This window comes from Micromonospora sp. NPDC050795, assembly GCF_044456785.1.
GTDB lineage: Bacteria > Actinomycetota > Actinomycetes > Mycobacteriales > Micromonosporaceae > Micromonospora.
The window spans coordinates 79631-106120 of record NZ_JBITGE010000027.1 but is presented as its reverse complement, the minus strand read 5'-3'; the positions used below and the strand labels follow the sequence as shown (position 1 = coordinate 106120).

Annotated in this window: 26 protein-coding genes and 1 pseudogene; 14 read left to right on the top strand and 13 right to left on the bottom strand. The window is 71.5% G+C overall.

Annotated elements, in window-relative coordinates; all coding sequences use genetic code 11:
- Positions 1 to 100: 100 nt before the first annotated feature.
- The 3 genes and pseudogenes from ACIBEF_RS23095 to ACIBEF_RS23085 all read left to right on the top strand — a co-directional run.
- Positions 101 to 469, top strand: a pseudogene (locus ACIBEF_RS23095) (ATP-binding protein); the annotation flags it as partial.
- Between the two features lie 25 nt (positions 470 to 494).
- On the top strand, positions 495 to 1172 hold the full coding sequence (locus ACIBEF_RS23090) for an HAD family hydrolase (protein ID WP_396795226.1): 678 nt from the start codon (positions 495 to 497) through the stop codon (positions 1170 to 1172).
- 107 nt (positions 1173 to 1279) lie between these two features.
- Positions 1280 to 2575, top strand: coding sequence for a cation:proton antiporter (locus tag ACIBEF_RS23085; protein ID WP_396795225.1), 1296 nt, complete (start codon positions 1280 to 1282; stop codon positions 2573 to 2575).
- A gap of 10 nt (positions 2576 to 2585) precedes the next feature.
- On the opposite strand, the gene ACIBEF_RS23080 is transcribed toward ACIBEF_RS23085, so the two are convergent.
- Positions 2586 to 3524: an NAD(P)/FAD-dependent oxidoreductase gene (locus ACIBEF_RS23080; RefSeq protein WP_396795232.1), complete on the bottom strand. Its 939-nt coding sequence runs from the start codon at positions 3522 to 3524 to the stop codon at positions 2586 to 2588.
- 105 nt (positions 3525 to 3629) lie between these two features.
- Here ACIBEF_RS23080 and ACIBEF_RS23075 point away from each other — a divergent pair, with 105 nt between their 5' ends.
- On the top strand, positions 3630 to 3860 hold the full coding sequence (locus tag ACIBEF_RS23075) for a DUF3072 domain-containing protein (RefSeq protein WP_396795231.1): 231 nt from the start codon (positions 3630 to 3632) through the stop codon (positions 3858 to 3860).
- 381 nt (positions 3861 to 4241) lie between these two features.
- On the opposite strand, the gene ACIBEF_RS23070 is transcribed toward ACIBEF_RS23075, so the two are convergent.
- The 3 genes from ACIBEF_RS23070 to ACIBEF_RS23060 all read right to left on the bottom strand — a co-directional run bounded on the left by ACIBEF_RS23070 (position 4242) and on the right by ACIBEF_RS23060 (position 9732).
- Entirely contained in the window at positions 4242 to 4742 is a 501-nt protein-coding gene (locus ACIBEF_RS23070; protein ID WP_396795224.1) for a metallophosphoesterase family protein, read from the bottom strand.
- 131 nt (positions 4743 to 4873) lie between these two features.
- Complete coding sequence (locus ACIBEF_RS23065) at positions 4874 to 7750, bottom strand: ricin-type beta-trefoil lectin domain protein (protein ID WP_396795223.1); 2877 nt, start codon at positions 7748 to 7750, stop codon at positions 4874 to 4876.
- Positions 7751 to 7902: 152 nt separating this feature from the next.
- A complete protein-coding gene (locus tag ACIBEF_RS23060; protein ID WP_396795222.1) occupies positions 7903 to 9732 on the bottom strand; it encodes a glycoside hydrolase family 15 protein in 1830 nt (609 codons plus the stop codon).
- A gap of 111 nt (positions 9733 to 9843) precedes the next feature.
- Here ACIBEF_RS23060 and ACIBEF_RS23055 point away from each other — a divergent pair, with 111 nt between their 5' ends.
- Positions 9844 to 10431 (top strand): general stress protein, encoded by a 588-nt coding sequence (locus tag ACIBEF_RS23055; protein ID WP_396795221.1) that lies wholly within the window; start codon positions 9844 to 9846, stop codon positions 10429 to 10431.
- Positions 10432 to 10482: 51 nt separating this feature from the next.
- Here ACIBEF_RS23055 and ACIBEF_RS23050 read toward each other — a convergent pair whose 3' ends face one another.
- Positions 10483 to 11070, bottom strand: a complete 588-nt coding sequence (locus ACIBEF_RS23050; RefSeq protein WP_396795230.1) for a DUF1684 domain-containing protein — start codon at positions 11068 to 11070, stop codon at positions 10483 to 10485.
- Positions 11067 to 11537, bottom strand: coding sequence for a winged helix-turn-helix transcriptional regulator (locus ACIBEF_RS23045; protein WP_396795220.1), 471 nt, complete (start codon positions 11535 to 11537; stop codon positions 11067 to 11069). The genes ACIBEF_RS23050 and ACIBEF_RS23045 overlap by 4 nt, the downstream gene beginning before the upstream one ends.
- Before the next feature lie 28 nt (positions 11538 to 11565).
- Here ACIBEF_RS23045 and ACIBEF_RS23040 point away from each other — a divergent pair, with 28 nt between their 5' ends.
- A complete protein-coding gene (locus tag ACIBEF_RS23040) occupies positions 11566 to 12573 on the top strand; it encodes a hypothetical protein (protein ID WP_396795219.1) in 1008 nt (335 codons plus the stop codon).
- A gap of 11 nt (positions 12574 to 12584) precedes the next feature.
- On the opposite strand, the gene ACIBEF_RS23035 is transcribed toward ACIBEF_RS23040, so the two are convergent.
- Positions 12585 to 13154 (bottom strand): TetR/AcrR family transcriptional regulator, encoded by a 570-nt coding sequence (locus ACIBEF_RS23035; protein WP_396795218.1) that lies wholly within the window; start codon positions 13152 to 13154, stop codon positions 12585 to 12587.
- Between the two features lie 60 nt (positions 13155 to 13214).
- Here ACIBEF_RS23035 and ACIBEF_RS23030 point away from each other — a divergent pair, with 60 nt between their 5' ends.
- On the top strand, positions 13215 to 13703 hold the full coding sequence (locus ACIBEF_RS23030; protein ID WP_396795217.1) for an FBP domain-containing protein: 489 nt from the start codon (positions 13215 to 13217) through the stop codon (positions 13701 to 13703).
- A gap of 62 nt (positions 13704 to 13765) precedes the next feature.
- Here the strand turns inward: ACIBEF_RS23030 and ACIBEF_RS23025 are convergent, their stop codons facing one another.
- Positions 13766 to 14299, bottom strand: coding sequence for a GNAT family N-acetyltransferase (locus tag ACIBEF_RS23025; protein ID WP_396795216.1), 534 nt, complete (start codon positions 14297 to 14299; stop codon positions 13766 to 13768).
- A 158-nt stretch (positions 14300 to 14457) separates the two neighbouring features.
- Here ACIBEF_RS23025 and ACIBEF_RS23020 point away from each other — a divergent pair, with 158 nt between their 5' ends.
- Both ACIBEF_RS23020 and ACIBEF_RS23015 read left to right on the top strand, forming a co-directional pair.
- Entirely contained in the window at positions 14458 to 14940 is a 483-nt protein-coding gene (locus tag ACIBEF_RS23020) for a MarR family winged helix-turn-helix transcriptional regulator (protein ID WP_396795215.1), read from the top strand.
- 10 nt (positions 14941 to 14950) lie between these two features.
- A complete protein-coding gene (locus ACIBEF_RS23015; protein ID WP_355007202.1) occupies positions 14951 to 15937 on the top strand; it encodes a pirin family protein in 987 nt (328 codons plus the stop codon).
- Positions 15938 to 16001: 64 nt separating this feature from the next.
- On the opposite strand, the gene ACIBEF_RS23010 is transcribed toward ACIBEF_RS23015, so the two are convergent.
- Positions 16002 to 16130, bottom strand: a complete 129-nt coding sequence (locus ACIBEF_RS23010; protein WP_256441970.1) for a hypothetical protein — start codon at positions 16128 to 16130, stop codon at positions 16002 to 16004.
- Between the two features lie 134 nt (positions 16131 to 16264).
- On the opposite strand from ACIBEF_RS23010, the gene ACIBEF_RS23005 reads away from it, so the two are divergent.
- Positions 16265 to 17854: a phospholipase D family protein gene (locus ACIBEF_RS23005; RefSeq protein ID WP_396795214.1), complete on the top strand. Its 1590-nt coding sequence runs from the start codon at positions 16265 to 16267 to the stop codon at positions 17852 to 17854.
- Here the strand turns inward: ACIBEF_RS23005 and ACIBEF_RS23000 are convergent.
- Positions 17803 to 18552, bottom strand: a complete 750-nt coding sequence (locus ACIBEF_RS23000; protein ID WP_396795213.1) for a hypothetical protein — start codon at positions 18550 to 18552, stop codon at positions 17803 to 17805. The genes ACIBEF_RS23005 and ACIBEF_RS23000 overlap by 52 nt on opposite strands.
- A gap of 377 nt (positions 18553 to 18929) precedes the next feature.
- Between ACIBEF_RS23000 and ACIBEF_RS22995 the strand changes: the two genes are divergently transcribed.
- Positions 18930 to 19754: a SigB/SigF/SigG family RNA polymerase sigma factor gene (locus ACIBEF_RS22995; RefSeq protein WP_396795212.1), complete on the top strand. Its 825-nt coding sequence runs from the start codon at positions 18930 to 18932 to the stop codon at positions 19752 to 19754.
- Between the two features lie 131 nt (positions 19755 to 19885).
- Here ACIBEF_RS22995 and ACIBEF_RS22990 read toward each other — a convergent pair whose 3' ends face one another.
- The 3 genes from ACIBEF_RS22990 to ACIBEF_RS22980 all read right to left on the bottom strand — a co-directional run bounded on the left by ACIBEF_RS22990 (position 19886) and on the right by ACIBEF_RS22980 (position 22674).
- Entirely contained in the window at positions 19886 to 20476 is a 591-nt protein-coding gene (locus ACIBEF_RS22990) for a GNAT family N-acetyltransferase (protein ID WP_396795211.1), read from the bottom strand.
- The gene (locus tag ACIBEF_RS22985; RefSeq protein WP_396795210.1) at positions 20473 to 21984 is read right to left on the bottom strand and encodes an APC family permease; all 1512 of its coding nucleotides are present in this window, start codon (positions 21982 to 21984) and stop codon (positions 20473 to 20475) included. Before ACIBEF_RS22985 ends, ACIBEF_RS22990 begins: the two co-directional genes overlap by 4 nt.
- A gap of 63 nt (positions 21985 to 22047) precedes the next feature.
- Complete coding sequence (locus ACIBEF_RS22980) at positions 22048 to 22674, bottom strand: GPP34 family phosphoprotein (protein ID WP_355007196.1); 627 nt, start codon at positions 22672 to 22674, stop codon at positions 22048 to 22050.
- A gap of 182 nt (positions 22675 to 22856) precedes the next feature.
- Here ACIBEF_RS22980 and ACIBEF_RS22975 point away from each other — a divergent pair, with 182 nt between their 5' ends.
- The 3 genes from ACIBEF_RS22975 to hrpB are packed head-to-tail and all read left to right on the top strand — an operon-like array spanning position 22857 to position 26483.
- Positions 22857 to 23681, top strand: a complete 825-nt coding sequence (locus ACIBEF_RS22975) for a helix-turn-helix domain-containing protein (protein WP_396795209.1) — start codon at positions 22857 to 22859, stop codon at positions 23679 to 23681.
- Positions 23682 to 23722: 41 nt separating this feature from the next.
- Entirely contained in the window at positions 23723 to 23923 is a 201-nt protein-coding gene (locus tag ACIBEF_RS22970) for a DUF397 domain-containing protein (RefSeq protein ID WP_355007195.1), read from the top strand.
- A 28-nt stretch (positions 23924 to 23951) separates the two neighbouring features.
- On the top strand, positions 23952 to 26483 hold the full coding sequence (gene hrpB, locus ACIBEF_RS22965; RefSeq protein WP_396795208.1) for an ATP-dependent helicase HrpB: 2532 nt from the start codon (positions 23952 to 23954) through the stop codon (positions 26481 to 26483).
- Positions 26484 to 26490 lie beyond the last annotated feature (7 nt).

The window sequence follows — 26490 nt, the reverse complement described above, 5'->3', positions numbered from 1 at the left end:
GGGGGCCCCCGGGGGGGGGCCGGGGGGGCGTGGGGTGGGGGGGGGGGGGGGGGGGGGGGGGGGGGGGGCCCCCCGCTGGGGGGGGGGGGGGGGGCGGCCCCCCCCCCCCCCGACCGCGCCCAGCCGGGTCCGGCACTGGCTGACCGGCCAGCTCACCGAGTGGCAGGTGCCCGAATCGGTGATCGGAGCGGCGGTGCTCTGCACCAGCGAGCTGACCACCAACGCGTTGCTGCACGCCGGCACGGCTGCCCGGGTGGAGATCGACCTCAGCGCCGAGCGGCTGCTCGTCTCGGTAGCGGATTCCGGCACCCGGGGGACCGTGACCCGGGCCCGCACCGACACGTTGAGCAGTCGCGGGCGCGGCCTCGGCCTGATCGAGGAGCTCAGCGACGCCTGGGGCACCGACCCGTCGGTCCGGGGCTCCACGGTCTGGTTCGAGATCCTCACGCCGCCGGCCGCGCATCCCTGAACCGCCCCATGGCAGGAGGACGCCAATGGCCACCAGCCGGCCCGCCGGGGTCCTCTTCGATGTCGACGGCACCCTGGTCGACACCACCTACCTGCACACGGTGAGCTGGTGGGAGGCGTTACGCCAGACCGATCAGCCGGTGCCGATGGCGGTGGTGCACCGCTCGATCGGGATGGGGTCGGACAAACTCCTGGACCATCTCCTCGGCCCGGAGCGGGACCGCGACGCCGACTCCAAGCTGCGCGACGCGCACGACACCCTCTACGCCGAGTACTGGGAACGACTCACGCCGCTACCCCGGGCGGCCGACCTGTTGCGCGCCTGCGCCGAGCGGGGTTTGCGTGTCGTGCTGGCCACCTCCGCCTCGCAACCCGAGGTGGGCGCGCTTCGTCGGGCGCTGGACGCCGAAGACGTGATCGACACGATCACCTCCTCCGCGGACGCCGAGCAGAGCAAGCCGGCACCGGACATCCTCATCGCCGCGTTGGAGCAGTCCGGGCTGACCGCCGAGCGGGTGGTCTTCGTCGGCGACTCGGTGTGGGACGTCGTCGCGGCCGGCACGTTGAACATCGCGTGTGTAGGCCTGACCTGCGGTGGCACCAGCCGCGGCGAGCTCGCCGGCGCGGGCGCCGTGGCGGTGTACGACGACCCGGCCGCGCTGTTGCACGAGTTGGCGGACTCGCCGCTCACCCGACCCCGCTGAGGATCACTCGGGTCCACCGGCACGGACGCGCATAGCCGGAGCCCTTGCGGGGCAAGGACTGTCACCACCTGCCCGCACCTTGCGGGTGCGGGCAGAAGGGTGGTGCCGTGGAGCCGGTAGATGTGGCGTTCGCGCTGGTGGGCCTGGGAGCGCTGCTCGCGGGCATCCTGCCGCGGGTGCTGGAGCGGCGCCCGCTGTCCATGCCGATCGCCTTCCTCGCCCTCGGCATGCTGGTGTTCCTGCTGCCGGTCGGGCTGCCGTCACCGGATCCCCTGGCCCACCCGGAGCTGACCACCCACCTCACCGAGATCGGGGTGATCGTCGCGCTGATGGGTGCCGGGCTCAAGATCGACCGGCCGTTGAGCTGGCGGCGGTGGTCGTCCACCTGGCGGCTGCTGGCGATCGCGATGCCCCTGTGCATCGCGGCGGTGGCCCTGCTCGGCTGGTGGTGGGCGGGGCTGGTGCCGGCCGCCGCGCTGTTGTTGGGTGCCGCGCTGGCGCCCACCGATCCGGTGCTCGCCGCCGACGTGCAGGTCGGCGAGCCCACCGACGTGGAGGATTCCGAGGACGAGGTCCGCTTCGCGTTGACCTCCGAGGCCGGCCTGAACGACGGGCTGGCGTTCCCGTTCGTCTACGCGGCCATCGCGATCGCCTCGACCAGCCTCGCCCCCAGCGACTGGTTGGCCGAGTGGTTCACGGTGGACGTGCTCTGGAAGATCAGCATCGGCGTCGGCGGTGGCCTGCTCATCGGCTGGTTGCTCGGCAAGCTGTTCTTCCGCGCCCCCAGCGAGCTGCGGCTGGCCCGGCACGCCGAGGGCTTCCTGGCGCTGGCCGCCACGTTCCTGGCGTACGGGCTGGTGGAGGTGGTCGGCGGATACGGCTTCCTGGCGGTGTTCGTGGCCGCCCGGGCCATCCGGGCCGCCGAGCGAACCAGTGAGTTCCACTCGGTGCTGCACGACTTCGCCGAGCAGGTCGAACGGCTGCTCACCCTGGTGCTGTTGCTGCTGCTCGGCGGCGCGATCGTGGGTGGCCTGCTGGGCCCGCTGACCTGGCCGGCGGCCGCCGTCGGGCTGACGCTGGTCTTCCTGGTGCGGCCGCTGGTCGGCTGGTTGTCGTTGCGCGGCGCTCCCGGGCGACCGGCCGAGCACTGGGTCATCTCGTTGTTCGGCATCCGCGGCGTCGGCTCGTTCTACTACCTCGCGTACGCCACCACCAAGGCCGACTTCCCGCAGGCCGAGCTGCTCTGGGCGACCGTCGGGCTGGTGGTACTCGTCTCCGTCGTGGTGCACGGCATCACGGCGACCCCGGTCATGCAACTGCTGGACCGGGAGGGAGAGCGAACCTCCGACCCGGCCGAACGGGACGCCGACGCTCGCCCCGTCGCGGCAGCCGGGCACGCCTGAGGGGGGTGGCTCAGGCCAGGCGGGCGGCCAGCGCACGGCCCAGGTCCCGGCCGGAGCGCCAGGCGCTCTGCACCCGGGGCTTGCCGAACGCGTCGCCGGCCAGGCCGATCCCGTCTGCGTCGAGGTGGTGGGTGACGCCGCCGGTGTCGCTGGTCGGCTTCGCGTACGTCCAACGGTGCACGTGCACGTCGACGGCCGGCTCAGGCAGCCCGAGCAGGTCCCGGACGGCCTGTTCGATCGCCGGGCCGGCCCCGGTGGGTTGAGCCAGGTGCCCGGCCGCGAACTCCGGCACGGTGTGCGCGACCAGCACCGGCGCGCCGTCACCGCGCCGGTCGCCGTCGTCGCAGACGAGGTTGAGCACCGGGTGCTCGTTGACGAACGCGCCCCGGAAGTCCGGCCACCGCCGCGTCGGGAAGCGCAGCACCGCGGCCAGCGACGGCGACCAGCGTTGCTCCTGTACGACCCGGGTGGCCTCGGTCAGGGCCGGGTCGAGCAGCAGCGCGGCCTGCGGACCCGGCATGGCCAGGGCCACCGCCGCGCACGACTGCCCGTCGACGACCGGGCCGGGTTCCACTGTGAGCACCAGCCGGTCGACGGTCACCGGTACCGCGCCGGCCAGGTGCTCGACCAACGAGCGCAGCCCACGGGGGGCGGCGTACCGCATCGGCCCGGACACCTCGTGGTTTCCACTGCGGTCGTACGCCTGGAAGGTGTCGGTCCATTCGTGGACCAGCCCGGCGGCGCGCCACTGCTCGACCAGTGCGGCGAAGTCCGGGTCGGTGGCGGTGAAGTAGGCGGCTCCGATGTCCGCGGGCCGGCCCTGGAAGCGTTTGCTGGCCATCCGGCCACCGCAGACGTGCCCCCGCTCCCGGACCTGCACCGGCACCCCGGCCCGGGTCAACTCGACCGCACAGGCCACCCCGGCTATGCCCGCCCCGACCACCACCACGCTCGACCGGTCCTTCGTCATCCGATGATCGTATGTGGCGGCGTTGGGGCATGAACCACCGACGATCGGGGTACTGGCACACCTGTTCGAAAAGGAAGGGTGATGATGATGACGGACCGCAGCACCGAGCAGGCCGACCAGCAGGCCGACCAGAACGCCGCGATCAAGGACCCGGACGAGTGGGTCACCGGGGACGAGCCGCCGACCGCCGCTCAGGAGTCCTACCTGAGCACGCTGGCCCGGGAGGCCCATGCCGACCTCCCGGACGACCTGACCAAGGCCGAGGCGTCCAAGCGCATCGACGAACTCCAAGCCAAAACCGGCCGAGGCCAGTAACCCGGCACCCCACACCCCGCACCCCAACGCCGTTGCGTCGGGCCCGTGGGCCGCCGGGCCAGCCCCGTGTTCGACACGGGACGTGTCAAAGATCAACGTGTTGTCGAGCGAAAGACCCGCGCCGATCTTGCGGTTTCTGTTGTCGACCTGGGCCGGTATGCCCCTTGTGTCGGGACACAAAGTGCAAGATCGCGGAGCAGGGGCAATGTTTTACGGGCGCTTTGTCACCCACCACAACTCCATGATCGGCGAGGCGTCGCTCGCCCCCCTCCACGCGATCTTGCACTTGCTGTCGCGACAAAAGGCGCGCAAGGCGCAGAACAGCGACAGCAAGTGCAAGATCGCGGGAGCAGGGGCGAGGGGCTAGGGGTGAGGGGCGGGTTAGGGGCGGGGCAGGGGGTGCAGCTTCACCTCGGTCAGGCTGCCCTCGTGCACCTTGGCGGTGAGGTAGGTGGCGTGGGGTTGGGAGCGGCGGTCGGTGGGTGACCCGGGGTTGAGCAGGCGTAGCCCACCGGGCGCCTCGGTGTCCCAGGGGATGTGCGAATGCCCGAACACCAGCAGGTCGACGTCGGGAAAGAGGGCCGCGCACCGCTTCTCCCGGCCGGTCCGGGGACCCGTCTCGTGCACCACCGCGATCCGCAGGCCGTCGAGTTCGACCCGGGCCACCTCTGGCAGCCGGGCGCGCAGCGCCGGGCCGTCGTTGTTGCCGTACACCCCGATCAGTCGGCGCGATCGCGCCGTCATGACGTCGAGCAGGGCCTCGTCCACCCAGTCGCCGGCGTGCACCACCACGTCGGCCGCGTCGATGGCCGCCCAGAGGGGCCCGGGTAGGTCCCGGGCCCGCTTGGGTAGGTGGGTGTCCGCCGTGAGCACGAGCCGCATACCCGGCATTGTCCCCCGAGTCCCGGCCGTCCACCCGGGGGACGTGGGTGGACGGCCGGGCTCCGCCTCCGCCGCCCGGCCCCGTGCGTCATCGACGCTCGGGTACGGGTACCGAGCCGGTCAGGGGGCGGTCAGGGCAGGGTCCAGCGTTGCGCCCCGGTGCCGTTGCAGGTCCAGATCCGCAGTTGCCGACCGTCGGTGAGATCCGAGTTGGGGATGTCCAGGCAACGCCCGGACTGGGGGTTGCGCAGGCTGCCGTCCGACTGGGCGGCCCACTGCTGGGCCCCGGTGCCGTTGCAGTCGTAGAGCTGCACGAGGGTGCCGTCGGTGGTGCCGCTCGCCTTCACGTCCAGGCACTTGGCGAGCCCCCGCACCGTGCCGTCGCCGGGCAGGGTCCAGCGCTGGGCGGCGGTGCCGTTGCAGGTCCAGGTCTGCACCTTGGTGCCGTTCGCGGTCTGGCTGGAGGCGATGTCCGCGCACTTGCCGAGGGCCTTGACCTCACCGGTGCGCGCCCCGCCGGTGCCGACGCCCGGGCCGGTGAAGGTGTAGCTGTCCACGTCCAGCAACGCCCCGCTTCCGCCGGTGACGACCAGGTACAGGTCGTGGGTGCCGTCGTCCGGCTTGGTCACGGTGGCGCTCAGCTCGGTGTAGTTGTCCCAGCCACCGGTGTTCGGCACCGCGATCCGGGCGACCTCGGTGCCGGTCGGTGAGTCGTACCGGAAGGAGAGGGTGCCGCCGGGGCCGCCGGAGGAGACCCGGGCCCGGACGCCGGTGATCCCCTTGAGGCTCACCGCGTGGTGCCGGACGCTCTCGCCACTCTGGACGTCACCCAGCCGCTTGCCACCCTCGGCCGCCGCCTGGTCGATCACCTTGGGGCCGTTGAGCTGGACGAAGTGCTCGGCCTGCCACTGTTTCGGGTAGAGGCTGATCTCCTGCTCACCGGTGAGTGCGACCGAACCGGTCGCGCCGCGATCGGTGTAGCTGCCCCGCAGGACGAAGAACAACACCGAGTCGGGGCCGGCGTGCACCGGGCCGGTGTTGAAGGTCGCGCCGCAGCCGGTCCCCTCCCCCTCCTCGTGGGCGTGCTCCTGGTGGCCCAGCGCCGCCCGGACGACCACCGCCGAGCAGGCCGGCGTGCCGTCCTGCGGGTCACTGGCCGTGGCGCCCACCGTCAGGTCCTGCTCCCAGTCGAAGAGTCCACCGGCGGGCAGTCCGGTCAACGTGACAGCGGGCCGGTTGTTACCGACCACCACCGACACCACTGTGGTGGCGCTGCGGCCGGTGCCGTCGTTGACGGTGAGCCGGGCGCTGTAGCTGCCGTTCGCGGAGTACGTGAACGACGGGTTCGCGGCGGTCGAGTCGGTGCTGCCGTTGTTCGTGAAGTCCCACGCGTACGTCAGCGGGTCGCCGTCCGGGTCCGAGCTGCCGGCGCTGGAGAAGGTCACCGCGAGGGGTGCCAGGCCGTTGTCCCGGTTGACGGTGGCCCTGGCCACCGGCGACCGGCCACCCTGGACGTAGTTGATTTTGTAGAGACCGGCGTCGGCCGCGCCGGAGAAGTAGCCGCTGCCGTACTCCAGCAGGTAGAGCGAGCCGTCCGGGCCGAACTGCCAGTCGATGGGGTGGACGAGTTTCATGCCGGCGAGCACCGGCTCGATGACTGTCGGTGCCCCGGTGGACGGGTTGCCGTTGTCGAACTGGACCTCCTTGATCCAGTTGCGGCAGTACTCGGAGATCAGCCACTTGTTGTCGTAGTAGGCCGGCCACTTCACGTCGGAGACGAGGTTCGGGTCGTAGTGGTAGACCTCGACGTGGTTGGGCGATCCGCACCCGCCGGGGTTGTCCAGCGCCGGCCAGTCCTCGCTGCCGCCGTGCTGCTCCCAGACAAGTGCCGGTTTCGTCGGCGGGAGCTGTTGGACGCCGGTGTTGCGGGGTGAGTTGTTCACCGGTCCTGTCGTGCCGCCGCAGGGGAACCAGCCACGTGGTGTGGCGGTGGCGAAGTCCCAGTCGTTGTAGGCGACGTTGGGGCCGCCGCAGTACGGCCAGCCGTAGTTGCCGGGCCCGTTGGCCCGGTTGAACTCGTCGTAGGCCGCCGGGCCACGGTTGGCGAGGTCGGTGCCGGCATCGGGCCCGACCTCTCCCCAGTAGAGGGTGTTGTTCGCCTTGCGATCCACCCAGATCCGGTACGGGTTGCGCACACCCATCACGTAGATCTCCGGGCGCGTCCCCGCGGTGCCGGCGGCGAAGAGGTTGCCGGCGGGGACGGTGTAGCTGCCGTCGTTCTCCGGGTGGATCCGGTTGATCTTGCCGCGCAGGTCGTTCGTGTTGCCGGAGGTGCGCTGGGCGTCGTACTGGGCGTTGCGGTTCGTCCGCTCGTCGATCGGGGCCATCCCGGCGGAGTCGCCGCCGGAGTTGGTGTTGTCGCCGACGGCGAAGTACAGGTTGCCGGCGGTGTCCCAGCTCATCGAGCCGGCCGAGTGGCAGCACAGGTCGCGTTCGGTGGGCCACTCGATCAGCATGTCCTCGCTGCCCGGGTCGAGCAGCAGCGTGGACGGGTTGAAGGTGAACCGACTGATCCGGTTGACCAGGGGGGTGACCTTCGGCGAGTAGAAGAGGTAGACCCAGCGGTTGCTCGCGAAGCTCGGGTGCAGGGTGATGCCGATCAGGCCGTCCTCGAAGCGGGCGTCCAGCGCCAGGGTGAGGGCCACGGTGGTGGACCGGGTCGCCGGGTTGTAGAGGCGGACCTGACCACCGGCGCTGCTGGTGCCCCGGTTGATGTAGAAGACCTTGCCGTCGGGTGCCACGGCCAGTTCGATCGGTTCGCCCATGGACAGGCCGCCGTCCAGGGCGACCTTCTCGAAACCGGTGGTGGCGGGCGGAGCGAGGGCGGCGGCCTGGGCCGGGGACGCGGCGGCCGGCAGAACGCTTGCCTGCGGGACGAGGCAGAGGGTGACCAGGACGGTGAGCAGGGTGGTGGCGCTGACGAGACGTCGGCGCGGTGTGCGGGACACGAGACCTCCAACTGTCCGGGGGATCTCGGTGCCGCTCCCGCCGACTGGAGGAGCACCGCAGGGTGTCCCGGACATTAACGCCTTTCACTGGAAAGCGATAGAACTTTGCGTTGCCAGATAGAAAGTTGTCACGATCTCCGCGAAAGTCCGGCTCAGCGGTCCACCGGAGAGAAGTACGCCGGGGGCATTCCGCACTGACGCAGCGTCGGGTCCCGCTCGACGTCGGTGAGCACACCGGCGGCGTTGATCAGGCCGATGTGGGAGAACGCCTGCGGGAAGTTGCCCAGCTGTTCCCCGGTCAGCGGGTCGATCTGCTCGGCGAACAGGCCGAGGTCGTTGACCCGCTCCGCCAACCCCCGGAACAACTCGTGCGCCCGGTCCCGCTCACCGGCCAGCGCCAGGCAGCACACCAGCCAGAACGAGCAGATGAGGAAACCCGCCGGGTCACCGTCCCAGCGCCGCAGCAGGCCGTCGTGGGAGAGCCGCTGCTCCACCGCGCGGATCGTCGAGCGCATCCGCGGATCGTCGGCCCGCAGGAACCCCACCAGCGGCATCACCAGCACCGACGCGTCCAGCTCGTCGGATTCGAAACTCCCTGTGTACGCCTGGAGCCGCTCGTTCCAGCCCCGCTCGAACACCTCCGCGCGCACCGCGTCGCGGGCGGCCGCCCAGCGGGCCACGTCCGGCGGCTCGCCGAGCCGGTCACCGAAGCGGACCGCCCGATCCAGGGCGACCCAGCACTGCACCTTCGAGGAGACGTGGTGGTGCTGGATGCCACGCTCCTCCCACATGCCCGCGTCCGGCAACTCCCAGTCCCGCTCGGCCTGGTCGGCGAGCACCCGGAGCACGTGGTGCACCTCCGGTTCCAGCGGCTCCAGCTTGTCGCGCATCAACCAGGCCGCGTCCATCGCCTCGCCGAAGATGTCGGTCTGCCGCTGCTGCCACGCGTCGTTGCCGATCACCACCGGAGGGCTGTCCCGGTAACCACCGAGCTGGTCCAGGCGGTGCTCGGTGAGGTCCCGCTCCCCCAGCACGCCGTACATGATGGGCACCGGCCTGTTGTCGATGCGGCCCATCGCCCGGCCCAACCACGCGAACTGCCGCTGCACCTCGTCCAGGCACGCCGTCCGCCACAGCGCCCGCAGGGTCAGGCTGAAGTCGCGTACCCAGACGTAGCGGTAGTCGTAGTTGCGGTCACCGCCGAGCTTCTCCGGCAGCGAGGTGGTCACCGAGGCCACCACCGCTCCGCTGGGCCGGTACGTCATGCCCTGCACCACCAGCCGGCTGCGTCGCACCTGCTCGGGATAGAGCCCGTCGTAGGGGTGCTCGGTCGACCAGGATCGCCAACCGGCGACGGTGTCGGCGATGGTCTGATCGGCGTCCGGCACCTCGGGCAGCGGGGCGTCGTACGTCGGGGCGTACCCGAGGGTGAAGGTGTGCCTCGTGCCGGCGCCGGCGGTGAACGTCCCGGTGGCCTCGCCGTCGCCGGCGGTCAACCGCTCGCTGCCGCGCAGGGTGAGTCGCGCGGCCCCGGCGATGGCCTCCAGCATGTCCTCCCGCTCGATCAGGTACGCGATGGCGCGGCCGTACTCGAAACGCGGTCGGTAGTGCACCCGCATCGACACCGAACCGGACAGGCCCTCCACCGAACGGACCAGCACCTGCGGCGAGTGCAGACCGATGTCGTGACCACGTGAGCCGGGCTCGAAGGCGAGCGCGTCGGTCAGCGCGACGTCCCCGTGCGCGGTGTGGAAGACCGTCCGCAGCACCAGCGTGTCCTCAAGGTAGGAGCGCTCGACCCGGTAGTCGCCCTCGGGCTGGATGGACCAGTGCCCGGCGTTGTCATCGAGCAGCCGCCCGAACACCGACGGGGCGTCGAAGCGGCCCGGGCACCACCAGTTGACCGAGCCCGAGGCGTCCACCAGCGCCGCGCTGCGGCCGTCGGCGAGGAAACCGTAGTCGCTGATCTGTCCGCTCTCCACCCGACTGGCTACCCGGGCAGTCGCCGCCCATTCCCCTCCCGCCCGGCGACGGACACCGCGTTACCGGTCGGCCTGGGCGGGAACCCGGGGAGCTGACGAGGGAGGATGCTCATGACGTCAGCTTCGGGGCCGACCGGCAACTGGCGGCCCGGCACACAGGGTGGCGACCTGCTTCCATCCGGACCTGCCGGCCGGCTGTCGACGCCGAGCGGGAACGGCAACGGGCCCGAGGGCGGGCCGCCAACCGTGACAATCGGCTCGTACCCGGACTATCCGACCGCGCAACGGGTCGTCGACTACCTGGCCGACAACCGCTTCCCGGTGGAGCACAGCGCCATCGTCGGCACCAACCTCACCCTGGTGGAGACGGTGCTCGGGCGAATGACCACCGGTCGAGCCGGCCTGCTCGGCGCCGGTACCGGCGCCTGGTTCGGGCTCTTCATCGGCCTGTTGTTCGGCATCTTCACGGTCGGCAACTGGCTGGCGGTGATCCTGGTCGGGCTGGTCATCGGCGCGATCTGGGGTGCCGTCTTCGGCGCGGTGGCGCACGCCATGACGGGCGGGCAGCGCGACTTCACCTCGGCAAGCTCACTGCGCGCCGGGCAGTACGCCGTGACCGTCGACGCGCAGCTCGCCGACCAGGCGCGACAACTCCTCGGTCGGATGCAGATGCCCAGCTCGGCGACGAACGCCCATTGAGTGACGTTCGATCGGCCGTCCCGGCACACACCGGGACGGCCGTTTCGTCGTTCAGTCGTGGTACGCCAGCTCGCCGGCCCGCAGCGGCACGTCGACCCGGTTCTCCGGAGGTGCCAGCGGGCAGGCCCAGCGGTCGTCGTACGCGCAGCTCGGGTTGTAGAGGTAGTTGGCGTCCAACCGGACCCGATTACCGGGCAGCACCTCGACGCCCCGACCGAAGGTGCCCTTCACCGTGTCGGTGAGGTACCGCCCTCCCCCGTAGCTGTCCCGCCCGCAGGTGCCGTCGCGCAGCGGAACGAACAGCCCGCCCCCGTACGCCTCGATCCACCACAGGGTCAGCGGCCCCCACGGCGTCTCGGCCACCGCGACCCGCCGGTACGCGACCACCCCGTCCGGGCCCCCGGTGTCGATGCGCAGCTCACCGCTGGCCGAGCGCAGGGGCGCTTCGACAATGGCCTCGGGATTGGGCGGGAAGTAGCGCACCCCGGCGAAGTCGGGTCGCTCCGCCACCGGGATCGGGCTCTGCGGGTGGTTGGCGAAGAGTGCGTCGCGGCCGGCGCGGAAGCCGGCCAGGTCGACGTCGGACAGGTACAGCCGGGCCACCCGCTCCCGCCAGTCGGCCAACTCCAGATCGCTCAGCATGCCGGGGACTCCTGATCGAAGGAGAACTCGCCGGACCGGGCGGGCCTGCCACACGCCTGGCAGCGCACGTCGGCGACAAAGACCTGGCCGCAGACGTTGTGGATGAAGTCGACCCTGGGCACGTCGTCCTCGCTGTAGGTGTCACCCCAGCGCTTGAGCACGAGGATCACCTGCCCGAGGTCCTTGCCCTTCTGGGTGAGTTCGTAGCCCGCGACCTTGCCGTTCTCGGTGTCACGGGCTTGAAGGATGCCGGTTTCGGTGAGTTTGCGCAGTCGGGCGGCGAGGACGTCCCTTGGCGCACCGACGGCCCGGAGGATCTCGGTGTACCGGGAAGCGCCGAATGCGAGCGCCCGCACGATGTGCAGCGACCACCTGTCGTTGACTGCGTCGAGCGCCACAGCGAGAGAATCCTGCTGCGGTTTGGTTTTCAAACCGTCAGTGCTACGGTTCGGCTGGTTGGACATTCAAACCACCCTACCCGAGGAATCACTCATGACATCACCGTCCGCTCCACGTACCGACGCAGCATCGCCTGCCGTCACCCAGCGCCGAGCCTGGACGACACTCGTCATCACCGGGTTGATCATCGGCACGGCCTTCATCGCGGTCTATGTCGGGCTCCAACGCAGCCCGCAGCCGAGCCGACTGCCGATCGCCGTGGTCAGCGAGCGACTGGCGAACACCGCGCAGGCCGGGTTCGGCAACTCCGTGGCCGTCACCGAGGTCGCGAGCATCACGGACGGCGAGAGGATGGTGCGACACGGCGACGCGGTCGCCGTGCTCGGCGCGACCTCCCCTAGCACGCTGACACTCGACTACGCCGGCGCGAGCGGATTCAGCGAGAGCGGAGCGGCACGTCAGCTCGCTGCCGGTTTCGCCGAGAAGGCCGGGGCGACCATTCAGGAGAACGACATCGTCCCGCTGGCGATCTATGACAGCCGAGGACTGTCCGCCTTCTACGTGGTGTTCGGCGTCACCCTCTCGTCGTTCGTCCTCGCGCAGGGGCTCACCGCGGCGACCGCGAAGGTTCGCCTCCGCCACCGGCTCTACGCGATGGGCGGCTTCGCCGTCGCGATCGGTGTGATCGCGGCAACCGTCGCCGGCCCGATCTACGGGTCACTGACGGCTCCATTCCCGCTGCTCGCGCTCTCACTCATCCTCCTTTCCGCCGCCAGCGCCTTCACGACGAAGGCCCTGGGGGCCTGGCTCGGCCCGGCCGGAATCGCCCTGGCCGTCCTCACCCTCACCACAATCGGCAACGCCACGAGCGGAGCGACGATCGGGATCGACCTACTGCCGGCGTGGGCGCAGGCCATCTCGGCGAAACTCCCGCCGGGCGCGGCCGTACGGGCCGTCAACAACTTCGGCTACTTCGACGGCGCTCACACCGTGGCACCCCTCGCCATCCTCGCCACCTGGTTCCTGGCGGGCCTCGGGTTCGTCCTGCTCCGGCAGCGGACCGTCACACGCCGCCCGCTCGGCGCCGAGGTGGGACGGTGACCGCTCGGCCGTCAGCGCGACGGCCAGTTGGTGAGGACGGCGTCGAGGGCGTCCAGGGTGCGCGACCAGGAGTCGTCGGTGGGGCGCGGGGTGTGCCGGAAGCCGCCGGTCTTCTCCAGGCTGACGAACCCGTGGAACGTGCTGTGCATCATCCGCACCGCGTCGGTCTGGTCCGGTTCGGAGAGCTGGTAGCCGCGCAGGATCGCCCGGGTCATCTCGGCGTGCCGGACGCCCGCGCTCGCGGCGGCCGTCTCCGGGTCGAGGTCGATCTGCATGGCCGCGTATCGGCCCGGGTGCTCTCGCGCGTAGTCGCGGTACGCGTTGGCGAACGCGACGAGCGCGTCCTTGCCGGCCCGGCCGGCGAGCGCGGCGGCGACCCGGTCGGCCAGCTCCGCCAGCGCCAGCAGGGCCATCCTGACCCGTAGTTCGTGCGCGTTCCTGAGGTGGAAGTACAGGCTGGCGTCCTTCACCCCGAAGTGGCGTGCGAGGGCGGCGACTGTGACGTTCTCCAGGCCCACCTCGTCGGCCAGCTCGGCCGCGGCCAGCGTCAGACGTTCGGCGGTCACCCCGGCACGTGCCATGCAGCACACTCCCAACCTATCTCAAATAATCACTTGCCTAGGAGAGCTAGGCTACTACCTATGTTGGCCCTGACCGAATCCGTCATCCGCGCGTCCTTCGTCAATTGCAGTCGTGGCGAGGCGAAGCGGCTGACCGTACCCAACGATCTTGAAATGCGTCCGTGGGACGACCTCGACTTCCTCGGCTGGCGGGACCCGTCCGCGCCACAGCGGGCCTACCTGGTCGCCGAAATTGACGGCAAGCTGGCCGGGGTGGTGCTGCGGGCCGCGACGCACCAGACGGGGCGCGTGCGGCACAGCATGTGCTCGTTCTGCCTGACCACGCACCTGGGCGGAGGCGTCTCGTTGATGACCGCCCCCAAGGCCGGCCCGAGCGGGCGGCAGGGCGACTCCGTGGGCACCTACCTGTGCTCCGACCTGGCCTGCTCGCTCTACCTGCGGGGCAAGAAGCACGCCGGACCTCCCGCGCCCGAGCCGCTGCCCCTGCCGGAGAGGATCGACCGCGTCAGGAGCGCCCTCGCGACGTTCCTCCGCAAGGTCACCGAGTGACGGATCGAGGCGAACGGCGCGGTCGGGGCTGAGGCGTGTTCGGACCCCGGCCCCGCCTGCGGTCAGCGGTCGGTGGCCAGGCGGGCGTGCAGGTGCTCGTCGTAGCGGCGGCCGTCGCCGTAGCGGTAGGACTCGCGCAGGGTGCCCTCGGCCGGGTAGCCGGCGCGCTCGGCGACCCGGCAGGACGCCGGGTTGGCCACCGCGTGACACAACTCCACCCGGTGCAGTCCGAGATCCGCGAACGCCCACTCGGTGAGCCGGACGACGGCGCGCGCCGCCACCCGACGCCCCCGCGCCGCGGGCATCGTCCAGTAACCGATGGACGCGTCGCCGTCGCGGATATTGTGCAGCGACACCGAGCCGAGCAGTTCGCCGCCGGCCGCCGCGGTGACCGCCATCGAGGCGTGGCCGCCGGTGGACCAGTCGGCTCGGCGACGCACCCAGAGCAGCGCGACCTCGTCGTCGATCGGGCCGCCACCCTGCGGGTTCCACTGGGCGATCGCCGGATCACGGAGGGCGTCGCGCACCGCCGGGGCGTCATCGTCCCGCCACGGGCGTAGCAACAGGTCGGCGGCGGAGAGTTCCACGTGTTCCACGAGGCCGGAGTCTGGCACAACCCACGGCCTGGGCGCCGCTCGTTTCACACGGGTTTATTTCAAAGCTGCACGAACTGACGGTCGGCGGCTACGGAAGTGACCGATGCAACGCTCAAACGGAGTTATTTAAATTTTGAAAGAGTGCTACCGTCGTGGGCATGACCGAGAGCCTGGACAGCACCCGAGAGGCCGCCTGGCGCGCCTACATCGAGGCCAGCCAGCGTCTCTACACACAGTTGGAAGAGGATCTGCGGGTCGCCAGCGATCTCAGCTTCGCCGACTACCACGTGCTGGTCCTGCTCTCCGAGGCACCCGGGCAGCGGCTACGGATGGGCGAGCTGGCCGGCCGGTTGATCTTCTCGCCCAGCCGCCTCACCTACCAGGTCTCCTCCATGCAGCGTCGCGGCCTGGTCAGCAAGGAACCCTGCCCGGACGACCGGCGCGGCAGCGAGGCGGTCCTCACCGCCGCCGGGCTGCTCGCCCTGCGAGAAGCCGCACCCCACCATCTGGCGTCGGTGCGTACCCATCTCATGGACGACCTCGACGATGCCGAGGTCGCCTGCCTCACCCGGGTCTTCGACCGGCTCGGCGAGCGCCTGCGGGCATCCCGGGCCAGCTCGACCACCCCCGCCTCACGCTAGGAGCCTCGACATGCCCGCGATCACCGTCGACAACGTCCTCGTCCTTCCCCGCCTGCCCCAGCTCGACGAGGCCACCACGATCCGCCCGGTCCGCACGGTGACCACGGCGCCCAGCGGCTTCGAAGGTGAGGGCTTCCCGGTCCGTCGCGCCTTCGCCGGGGTGTCGACCACCGACCTGGACCCGTTCATCCACCTCGACCAGATGGGCGAGGTCGACTACGCGCCGGGCGAGCCCAAGGGCACCCCGTGGCACCCGCACCGCGGCTTCGAGACCGTCACGTACATCATCGACGGCGTCTTCGACCACCAGGACTCCAACGGCGGTGGCGGCACCATCACCGACGGCGACACCCAGTGGATGACGGCGGGCAGCGGCCTGCTGCACATCGAGGCGCCGCCGGAGCACCTGGTGGTGAGCGGCGGGCTCTTCCACGGCACCCAGCTGTGGGTCAACCTGCCCCGCTCGGCCAAGATGAACCCGCCCCGCTACCAGGACATCCGGGGTCGGGAGTCGGCGCTGCTCACCACGCCCGACGGCGGCGCGCTGATCCGGGTCATCGCCGGCGAGGTCGCCGGGCACCGCGGCCCGGGTTCGACCTTCACCCCGATCACCATCACGCACGTCACCGTGCAGCCGGGCGCGCAGGTCGACCTGCCCTGGCGGCCCGACTTCAACGCCCTGGTGTACGTGCTGGGCGGTCGCGGCACGGTCGGCACCGACCGGCGGCCGGTGCGTACCGGCCAGCTCGCGGTGCACGGCCCGGGTGACGCGCTGCGGTTCAGCGCCGACACCTCGCAGGACAGCAACACGCCGGCACTGGACCTCTACATCATGGGTGGCCAGCCGATCCGGGAGCCGGTGGCACAGTACGGCCCGTTCGTGATGAACACCCGGGACGAACTGCTCAAGGCGTTCGAGGACTTCCAGGCCGGCCGCCTCGGCGTGATCCCCACCGAGCGGCTCCCGCACACCGGCGGCCAGGGCACCCGACCCTGACCACCGTCGACCGCTGAGGTCGGCGCCGACGCCTCCGGTTCAGCCCGGGGGCGTCGGCGCCACCTCAGGAGACCGCAAATATCCCGGCAACGCCCAGAATCACCATCACCAACACCGCTACCAGCGCGCCCCGCTCGCTCTCCACCGCCGGCTCGCGGTTCTCGGTCACGGGATTCGTCGTGTCGCGGGGCATGGTGTGGCCTCCTCGGCTGTTGTCGCGTCGCTGTCGATGGCGTTGGCCAGGTCACCGGTCCGGGTGCCTGACGTGCGGACCCGCGTCGGGGGTCCTACGGTGAGGACGTTGCCGACCTCCAGGGGGGCTGGACGGTGCCGTTGCAGGACTGGTTTCTCACTGCTGAGGAACGCGCCAACCCGGTCTCTGGCATACCCGTGTGGACCACGGGAAACCTCGCCGAGCCGTTGATTCACGGTGCGGCGTACTTCGACCGACTGGTCGACGAGGTCGAGGCCCTGGGCGCCGGCGACCACCTGTTCTTCACCGACTGGCGGGGTGACCCGGACCAGCGGCTGCGACCGGACGGTCCGACAGTCGCCCAGCTCTTCGCGCAGGCCGCGCAGCGCGGTGTGGTGGTCAAGGGGTTGATCTGGCGCTCGCACCTCGACGTGCTGGCGTACAGCGAGGCGGAGAACCGCGACCTCAGCGAGACGATCTCGGCCGCCGGTGGCGAGGTGCTGCTGGACCAACGGGTCCGGCGCGGCGGCTCGCACCACCAGAAGCTCGTGGTGCTGCGGCACCTGGACGCACCCGAGCGGGACGTCGCCTTTGCCGGCGGGATCGACCTGTGCCACAGCCGCCGCGACGACGCCGCGCACCACGGCGATCCGCAACCGGTGCAGATGTCCCCCCGGTACGGACCCAATCCGCCCTGGCACGACGTACAGCTCGCGGTGCGCGGTCCGGTGGTCGGCGCGTTGGACACCCTGTTCCGGGAACGCTGGACCGACCCGATGCCGCTGGACTCGGAGAACCCGATGGCCTACCTGCGGGACCGGCTGCGCGGCTCGGACCTGCGCCCCGACCCGCTGCCCGAGCAACCGGCCGATCCGCCGCCCTGTGGTCCGCACCAGATCCAGGTGCTACGCACCTACCCCGCCGTCCGTCCGCGCTACTCGTTCGCACCGGACGGGGAGCGGACCGTGGCCCGGGGTTACACCAAGGCGGTACGCCGGGCCCGCCGGCTGATCTACCTGGAGGACCAGTACCTCTGGTCGGCCGAGGTCGCTGACCTGTTCGCGCACGCGCTGCGGGACAACCCGGACCTGCACCTGGTCGCCGTCGTCCCCCGCCACCCGGACGTGGACGGCAAGCTGGCGTTGCCGCCGAACATGGTGGGGCGCGAGCAGGCGCTGTCACTGTGTGAGCGGGCCGCACCGGACCGGGTGCACGTCTTCGACGTGGAGAACCACGCCGGTGGCCCGGTCTACGTGCACGCCAAGGTCTGTGTGGTCGACGACGTCTGGGCCAGCGTGGGCAGCGACAACTTCAACCGGCGGTCCTGGACGCACGACAGCGAGTTGTCCTGCGCGGTGCTCGACGAGACACCGGACGAACGGGAGCCCACCGACCCGGCCGGGCGGGGTGACGGCGCGCGCAGCTTCGCCCGGGACCTGCGACTGCGGTTGTGGCGCGAGCACCTGGACCGTGACCCGGATGGCGCGGACGACGCCGACCTGCTCGACCCGGCGGACGCCGTCGCGGCCGTCACGGGAGCCGCCGATGCGCTGCAACGGTGGTACGACGACGGCCAGGTCGGCGAACGCCCACCGGGTCGGCTGCGCCCGCACCGCCCCGAGCGGCTGCCGTGGTACACGCGGGCCTGGGCGCTGCCGGTGTACCGGCTGGTCTACGACCCGGACGGCAGGCCGCTGCGGGCGAGGTTGGCCGGCACCTGGTGAAACGGTCGGGCCGGCTCCGGCGCGGCCACCGCGTGCACGTGCAGCCCGCCCGGGTAGGCGAACGACGAGCGTGGTGAGTAGTAGCCGAAGCCGATGGTCAGTGGGTTGTCCGGGCGCAGCGCGTACATCGGGTGGCCGGGCTGGAGGAACTCCACCGACTCGATCTCGAACGGGGCGACCGGCTCGGCGACGAACGGGTAGGCCGAGCTGACCAGCTGGCCGTCGCGCCGGGTGAAGTAGCGGTGGTGCCCGCTGCTGATCGCGTGCCCGGTCTCCCCCACCCGACACCGGGCCCGGATCAACGGCGTGCCGTCGATCTCCGTCTCGGAGAGCAGGTCCTCGCCGTTCACGTCGATGTGGGTGCGCCCGGCGAGCACCGGGGCGCCGCGAGCGACGGCGTACTCGCGGACCCGCCGGCTGGAGGCCACGTAGTGGGTCCACCAGCCGCCGGCGTTGAGGCCGCCGGGGGCGTCGACGCCCAGCAGCGAGACGCCGAGGTAGGTCAGCGAGTAGGCGCCGAAGCCGGAGGTCTGTGTCTCGTCGTCGACGACGTACTGGTTGAGGAAGACCTGCCGGTCGGGGCGGGGACTAAGCCCCGGAGGGACCAGCGCGGCGACCGCGTCAGGATCGGCCGGCAGCCAGCTGAAGTAGAGGGTGCGACTGTTCACGACAAGCTGGGGAGCGGCTGGATCGAGCACGGTGCCTCCGAACCGGGTGTGTACACGCGACGCTACGGCCGGTCCCGTCAGCGGAACAACGACAGATAGTCGACACTCCTGGCAACTTGTCGGATTTCATGTTGACCAGTCGACGCGACCCGTGGGCCGATCGGCCGGACCGATCGGCCGACCGGTCAGCGGTCGACAGCCACAGCAACGGGTAAGGATCCACCACCAGCACCCTGACTTCCGCGTCATTTGCCGGCTTTGTCATTGGACACACCTTAAGTACATCAACCTTTCGGCTAGATTTCCGGGAGACGATCAGGTTAAGGTGACTCCCGAACGGCCTATTGGAAGCTAAACCAAAGCGTCACACCTTTTTGTCCGCGGACGAGGTGCAGGGAGGACCACCCATGACCGCGCCAACGATCACCGAGCAGCCGAGCGCCGCCGTCAAGACCACCACCAAGCTCGACCCGCGCGCTCTCACCGACAGCGCTGCCGACCTGCTCAACGCGATGGCGGCGCTGCCCGCCAACCACCCGTCGCGCGCCGCGCTGCGGGACCGGGCGATCGAGGCCTGGCTGCCGCTCGCCAACCACCTGGCCCACCGCTACAGCGGGCGCGGCGAGCCGAACGACGACCTGGCGCAGACCGCCGCGATCGGCCTGATCAAGGCCATCGACAAGTTCGACCCCGAGCGCGGTGTCGACTTCGCCGGTTACGCGATCCCCACCATCATCGGCGAGCTCAAGCGGCACTTCCGGGACCGCACCTGGGACATCCGGGTGCCTCGCCGGCTCCAGGAGCTGCGGCTGGCCATCTCCGACGCCAACAGCTCGCTCCTGCAGACCCTCGGCCGCTCGCCGACGGTCGCCGACATCGCCGCGCACCTCAAGCTCACCGAGGAAGAGGTGCTGGAGGGCCTGGAAGGCGCCCGCGCGTACAACGCGGTGTCGCTGTCCACCCCCACCGGTGACGGCGAGCGCGCCACCGAGCTGGGCGACATGCTCGGCGGCGAGGACAACGAGTTCGAGCTGGCGGAGCTGCGGGTCGCCCTCGGCCCGGCGCTGGCCACCCTCGACGAGCGCGAGCAGAAGATCCTCACGCTGCGCTTCTACGGCAACCTGACCCAGTCGCAGATCGCCGACCAGATCGGTGTCTCGCAGATGCATGTCTCGCGGCTGCTGACCCGGGCGCTGACCAAGCTGCGCGGCCAGCTCGACGGCACCTACTGACCGGTTGACGAGCGGAGGGCCGGGTCCTGGGACCCGGCCCTCCGTTTTGTCCGTGCTGTCACGCGAGCGTGACAGCACGACCACGGGACGTGCTGGTCACGTCGACCTGACCAGCTCGGTACCCGACCGGCTCACTGCCCGGCCGGCTCCCGCCACATCGGCCAGAACGGCGTGCCGTCGGGCACCCGGAACGGCTCACCGGCCAGATAGCCGTGCTTCGCGTACAGGTCCCGGCTGCGCGGGCTGCTCGCCTCCAGGTACGCCGGCATGCCGTTGGCGTCCAGCCAGGCGTGGTGGTGACGCATCAGCGCGCTCCCCAACCCCTGCCCCTGCCGGTCGGGCCGGGTCGCCAGGAAGGCGAGGTGGTGATGGTCCGGATGCGGGTGGTTCGCCGCGAACAGCTCGTCGAGGTGCTGGAACCGGTCGGTCCACTCGCCGCAGGCGGCGGCCAGTCGGGCGTCGTACTCCGCCGGCGGCGGCACCGGCTCACCGACCGACGGAAACCAGACCGCTACCGAGGCCCGGTCCTCGCTGGCGTGGACCATGCCGTGCCGCATCGCGTGCTCGACCAGGATCTCGAAGTCCCCGGCCAGCACGGCCTCCCGCTTGCTCGCGTCGGGGACCAGCCAGTACGTCACCTCCAGGACGGTGAACGCCTCGGCGATCCGGGCCGCCACGAGAGACGTCTCCTCCGGCCCGAGCCGCTCGATGACCACGCTCATCGGGTCACCTCCACGGCGGCCGGCGCCTCCAGCCTGGTGACGACGGCGGCGCTCGCCGCGCCCAGGCCGATCCGGGCGTACGTGTCCGGGCGGCTGCTGCGCAGCAGCAGGGCCCAACCGATGCCCAGCAGGGCAGCCACCGGGTACGCGCCGGGCAGCGCCCACCGCAACGGGGAGTCCGGCGCGACGCCGAGCAGGTTGGCGAAGTTCGACACGGCCAACCAGATGATCACGAAGAGCGCGATGGTGGCCAGGCCGGGCGCGATGGCCCGTCGCCAGAGGTTCTCGCCGCTGGCGGAGCGGGCGAAGTAGGCGATCACCGCCACCGAGGTGGTGGCGATCAGCAGCAGGACGCCGAAGCCGCCCGTGGTGCCGACCCAGAAGAACAGCTGCACCACCGGCTCCCAGCCGTTGACCGCGTACAGCGCGATGACGAACAGCCCGAGGACGCTCTGCGCCACCGAGGCGGCCCGCGGCGCCCCGGTACGGGCCGAGGTCTTCCCGAACACCGCCGGCAGCACCCGCTCCCGACCGAGCGCGAACGTGTACCGGGCCGTGGTGTTGTGGAACGAGATCATCGCGGCCAGTACCGAGGTCAGGAAGAGCACCTGCCCGATGGTGACCATCGTGTCGCCGAGCTGCGCGCCGGCCAGGTTGAAGATCAGCTCGACGCCCTGCGCGCCGGCCTCGGCCACGATCTTGTCCTGCCCGACGGCGACCGTCATGGTCCAGGACGACAGCGCGTACAGCCCGGCGATGATCGCCACCGAGAGGTAGGTGGCCAGCGGCACCGTCCGCTTCGGGTCCTTGCTCTCCTCGCTGAAGACCACCGCCGACTCGAAACCGACGAAGCCGAGGACGGCCAGCACCAGCACCGCGCCGAGGCCCGGCACGAAGAGGTTGTCCGGCGAGAACGAGGCGAAGCTGACCTGACCGTCGGCCGGGTTGCCGAGCTGCCCCAGGTCGAAGACGAGGACCACCACGACCTCGGCGACCAGCAGCGCGGCCAGGACCATGCCGTTGAGGTCGACCCGGAGCAGGCCGAGCACGCCGACCAACGCCCACGCCACCAGGGCCACGACGGCCCAGTGGGGGTGTCCGCCGAAGAGCCGGTCGAGCACCGGCTGGGCCGCCGCACCGATGGTGCCGTACAGCCCGACCTGGAGCGCGTTGTACGCGATCAGCGCGACCCAGGCCGCGCCGACGCCGGCCGGTCGGCCGAGCCCCCGGGAGATGTAGGCGTAGAAGGCGCCCGCGTTCTCCACCCGGCGGGACATCGCCACGTAGCCCACCGAGAAGAGGGCGAGGACCGCGGCGATCAGCAGGAAGGCCAGCGGGATTCCGGTCACCCCGATGACGCCGTAGCCGGTGGTGACGACGCCTGCCACCACGGTCAACGGCGCGGCGGCGGAGAGGACGAAGAAGATGACCGACGGGATGCCGAGGCGACCTCGGGCCAGGGCTTCGGAGACGTTGCTGGGTCGTTCGACTGTCGCTGTCGGGGGCATACGACTACTCCGATGGTCGAGGGGAGGGTTGGGGGTTACCGGAGGGGGACCAGGGGATGCGGATCAGGGGATGCCGCGCAGCACGGCGGCGCCGACGGCGGCCTCGGTGTGCCCGACGAGTTCCTTGAGCGGGGCCGGCAGCGCGGGGATGAGGACGTTCAGCCGGTGGTGCGCCCGCGGGCCGGCGCTCCACAGCACCTCGCGGGTCAGCCCGGCGGCCACGACCAGGCCGAGAAGCAGGGCGTCCGGCACGCCCGGTGGCTCCGGCCGGTCCAGCAGGGCCCGGAGGCGGGTGGCCGGCCAGGCCACCGCGTTGAGGTCGATCGGCAGGTAGCTGACCGTGGTACGCAGCAGTCGGCGGCTCTCCTGGCGGCGCAGCACCCCGGCGCGGGCCAGCCGTTCTCCCACCGACGCCGTGGCGCTCTGCGCGAGGAAACTCAGCCAGGTGCGCAACTCCCGGTGCTGGGACTCGCCGATCAACTGGTCCAGCACCGTGTGCGCCAGGGCGTCGGCTGGCGGACGCCTGTCGATGACGGTGACCTGGCCGGCCACGACCGTTATGTGTCCGTAGAGGATCAGTTCGCCGAGGAGCCCGCCGGCCAGCCCGAGCCCGGTCGCCGCCGGGTGCAGTTTCGCCTTACCACGACTGTCGTTGTGGGCGATCAGGAAAAACTCGTCGGCGATGAGCAACGATCCTCCCGACAGGTGTGTCCACAGTGTTCGCAACCGGGAAAGGATGCACCGACAGCTACTGCAACGCAACTCCCAGATTTGAAAGTTGCACTCCGTGCATCTGCGACCTGCGGATCTTGTCGTGGCAGACTCGGACGGTGACCGCCACCCCCACCGTCCGACCCGCCGCCAGCCCGACCGTGCGGCGTCGCCGCATCGCCCGGGAGCTCCGCCAGCTACGGGAACGCGCGGGCATGACCCTCGATGTGGCCGCCCGTCAGCTCGACATGTCGAAGAGCAACCTCTCCCGGATCGAGACCGCGCAGATCGGCATCAAACCGCGCGACGTCCGGGCCGCTCTCGCGCTGTACCAGGTGACCGGTTCGGATGCCGAGGCGCTGATCGAGATCGCCCGGGGGGCACAGCAGCGCGGCTGGTGGCAGAACTACAGCGACGTGCTCCCCGAGTGGTTCGAGTTCTACGTCGGGCTGGAGGCCGAGGCGGCGGCGCTGCGCACGTACGAAGCCGAATCGGTGCCCGGACTGCTGCAGACCGAGGCGTACGCCCGGGAGATCTTCCGGCGCACCGCTGGCGAGGACGGTCTGGAGCGCAAGGTCGCCGCCCGGCTGCGCCGGCAGGAAGTGCTGCGCCGCGAGGACCCGGTCGTCCTGTCGGTGGTCCTCAACGAGGCGGTGCTCCTGCGCCCGGTCGGCGGAACCGCGGTGATGGCCGAGCAACTGGTCCACATGAGCCGGATCGCGCAGCTACCCAACGTGACAATCCAGGTACTGCCCTTCACCGCTGGCGGGCATCCCGCGATGAGCACCCCGTACGTGATCCTCAACTTCGCCGATGCCGCCGACGCGTCAGTGGTTTACCTGGATAACCTCACGATGGGGCTGGCTCTGGAAGAAGCCGATCATGTGCTCGGGTATAGCCTTCTGCACGAGGAGCTGTGCCGGATGGCGCTCGATCCGACGGCGTCGTTGACCCGTCTTGAGCATGCTTCTCGTAACTTTGCGTGACCGCGTCTGCGGCACGCCGACGCAGACGAGAGGTACCGCGGATGACGGCGTACGACCTGACCCGAGCGGACTGGCGCACCAGCACGCGCAGCAGCGGCAACGGCAACTGCGTGGAGGTCGCGACAGTCGCGGGTCAGGTCGCCGTCCGGGACAGCAAGGACCGCTCCGGCCCGGTGCTCGCCTTCGGCGCGACCGCCTGGCGGGCCTTCGTGCTCGGCGTCGGCGAGGTCCGTCGCTCCTGACGCACCCGTCCCGGTGCGAGACTGGGCCGTGCTCTCCGACGTAACCCTTGACCTGCCGGTCCGCCCGGTGCTGCCGGCGCTGGTCGCGGCACTCGACGCGGCCGGCGCCGGTGTGCTCGTGGCTCCACCGGGCACCGGCAAGACCACGCTCGCGCCGCTGGCCGTGGCCGACCGGGTGAACGGTCGGGTGGTGATCGCCCAACCCCGCCGGGTGGCGGCCCGTGCCGCTGCCCGGCGCATGGCCGAGCTGCTCGGCGAGCGGGTCGGTGAGCGGGTCGGCTACGCGGTACGCGGCGAGCGCCGGGTCGGCCCGGCCACCCGGATCGAGGTGGTCACCACCGGCCTGCTGGTCCGCCGGCTGCACCACGACCCGGAGCTGCCCGGCACGGGTGCCGTGCTGCTCGACGAGTGCCACGAACGCCAACTCGACGCCGACCTCGCGCTGGCCTTCACAGTCGAGGCGCGCGCCACCCTCCGGCCGGACCTGTGGCTGCTGGCGATGTCGGCGACCCCGGACACCGACCGGTTCGCCGCGCTGCTGGGCGGGCCCACCCCGGCACCTGTGGTGCGGGCCGACTCGGCGTTGCACCCGGTAGAACGGATCTGGGTGCCCCCGGCGCGCCCGATCGCCCCGCCCGGGGCCGGGCCGGTGGACCGGGCCCTGCTCGACCACGTGGCCGTCACCGTCCGGCGGGCGCTGCGCGAGCACGACGGCGACGTGCTCGTCTTCCTGCCCGGGGCCGGCGAGATCGCCGCGGTCACCGGCCGGCTGGCCGACCTACGGGACGCTGTCGCGCTGCTGCCGCTGCACGGCCGTCAACGCGGCGCCGAGCAGGACGCCGCGCTGCGTCGCGGGGACCGGCGGCGGGTGGTGCTGGCCACCGCGCTGGCCGAGACCAGTCTGACCGTCCCGGGTGTGCGGATCGTGGTGGACGCCGGACTGTCCCGGGTACCCCGGATCGACCTGGCCCGTGGGCTGGGCGCACTGGTCACCGTGCCGGTCTCCCGCGCCGCCGCCACCCAGCGCGCCGGGCGGGCCGGCCGGGAGGCCCCCGGGTACGTCTACCGCTGCTGGTCGGCGGCGACCCACGAGCGGCTGCCCGCCCGCGCCGAGCCGGAGATCGCCACCGCCGACCTGACCGGCTTCGCGCTGGAGCTGGCCGCCTGGGGCCGACCGGACGGTGTCGGGCTCGCGTTGCCCGACCCGCCGCCGGCCGCCGCGATGACGGTGGCCCGGGACACCCTGGAGACCCTGGGCGCTGTCGACGTCGACGGTCGGATCACGACGCGGGGGCGGTCGATCGCCGCCGCCGGGGCGCACCCACGACTGGCCCGGGCGCTCCTGGACGGCGCCGGCCGGGTCGGCGCCGACCGGGCCGCCGAGGTGGTCGCCCTCCTCGCCGAGGAGGGCGCGGCCGGCCCCGGTGACGATCTGGTCGCCGGTTGGCGTCGGCTGCGCGCCGGCGTGGACGCGGGCGCGACCGCCCGTTGGCGCACCGAGGTACGCCGGCTGCGGGCCGCGCTGCCTGCCGACTCCCCGGCGAAGGGTCGCGCCAACGCCACCGGCCGGGGTGGACTGAGCGACGATCTCGCCGCCGGGCTGCTCGTCGGTCTGGCGTACCCGGAACGGTTGGCCCGGGTGCGGCGGCCGGGCGGCTCGGCGTACCTGATGACCGGCGGGACCGCCGCGGAGCTGGCCGCCGGCTCGGGGCTGGCCGGGTCCGACTGGCTGGCGGTGGCGGTCGCGGACCGCACGCCCGGCGCGCCGTCGGCCCGCATCCGCCGGGCCTCCCCGGTGGACGAGGCGACGGCGCGGGAGGCGGCCGGTCCGCTGCTGCGCACCGGCCGCGAGGTCGGCTGGTCGGACGGGGACGTGGTGGCCCGGGAGGTGACCCGGCTGGGCGCGATCGAGCTGGTCCAGCGGCGGTTGGACCGGCCGGACCGGGCGGAGGTGGCCGCCGCGCTGCTGACCGGTCTGCGCCAGGACGGGCTGGGGCTGTTGCCCTGGACGCCGGCGGCTCGGGCGCTGCGCGAGCGACTCGCGTTCCTCCGGCACCACCTGGGCGAGCCGTGGCCGGAGGTTGGCGACGACTCGTTGCTCGACGCCGCGCCGACCTGGCTGGGCCCGGAGCTGGCCGCCGCGCGACGGCGGACCGACCTGGCACGAGTGGACCTACCGTCGGCGCTGCGTCGACTGCTGCCCTGGGCGCAGGCCGCCCGACTCGACGAGCTGGCCCCGGAGCGGATCGAGGTGCCGAGTGGTTCTCGAATCCGGCTGGACTACGGCGACCCCGCCGCGCCGGTGCTCGCCGTGAAGCTCCAGGAGACGTTCGGCTGGCCGGCGGCCCCCCGCATCGCCGACGGTCGGGTGCCGGTGCTGCTGCACCTGCTCTCCCCCGCCGGCCGGCCGGTGGCGGTCACCGCCGACCTGGCGTCGTTCTGGCGTACCGGCTATCCGCAGGTCCGCTCCGAGCTGCGCGGGCGCTATCCCCGGCACCCGTGGCCGGAGGATCCGGGAACGGCGAAACCCACCCGGCACGCCACGCCGCGTCGGCGCTGAGCGGCGG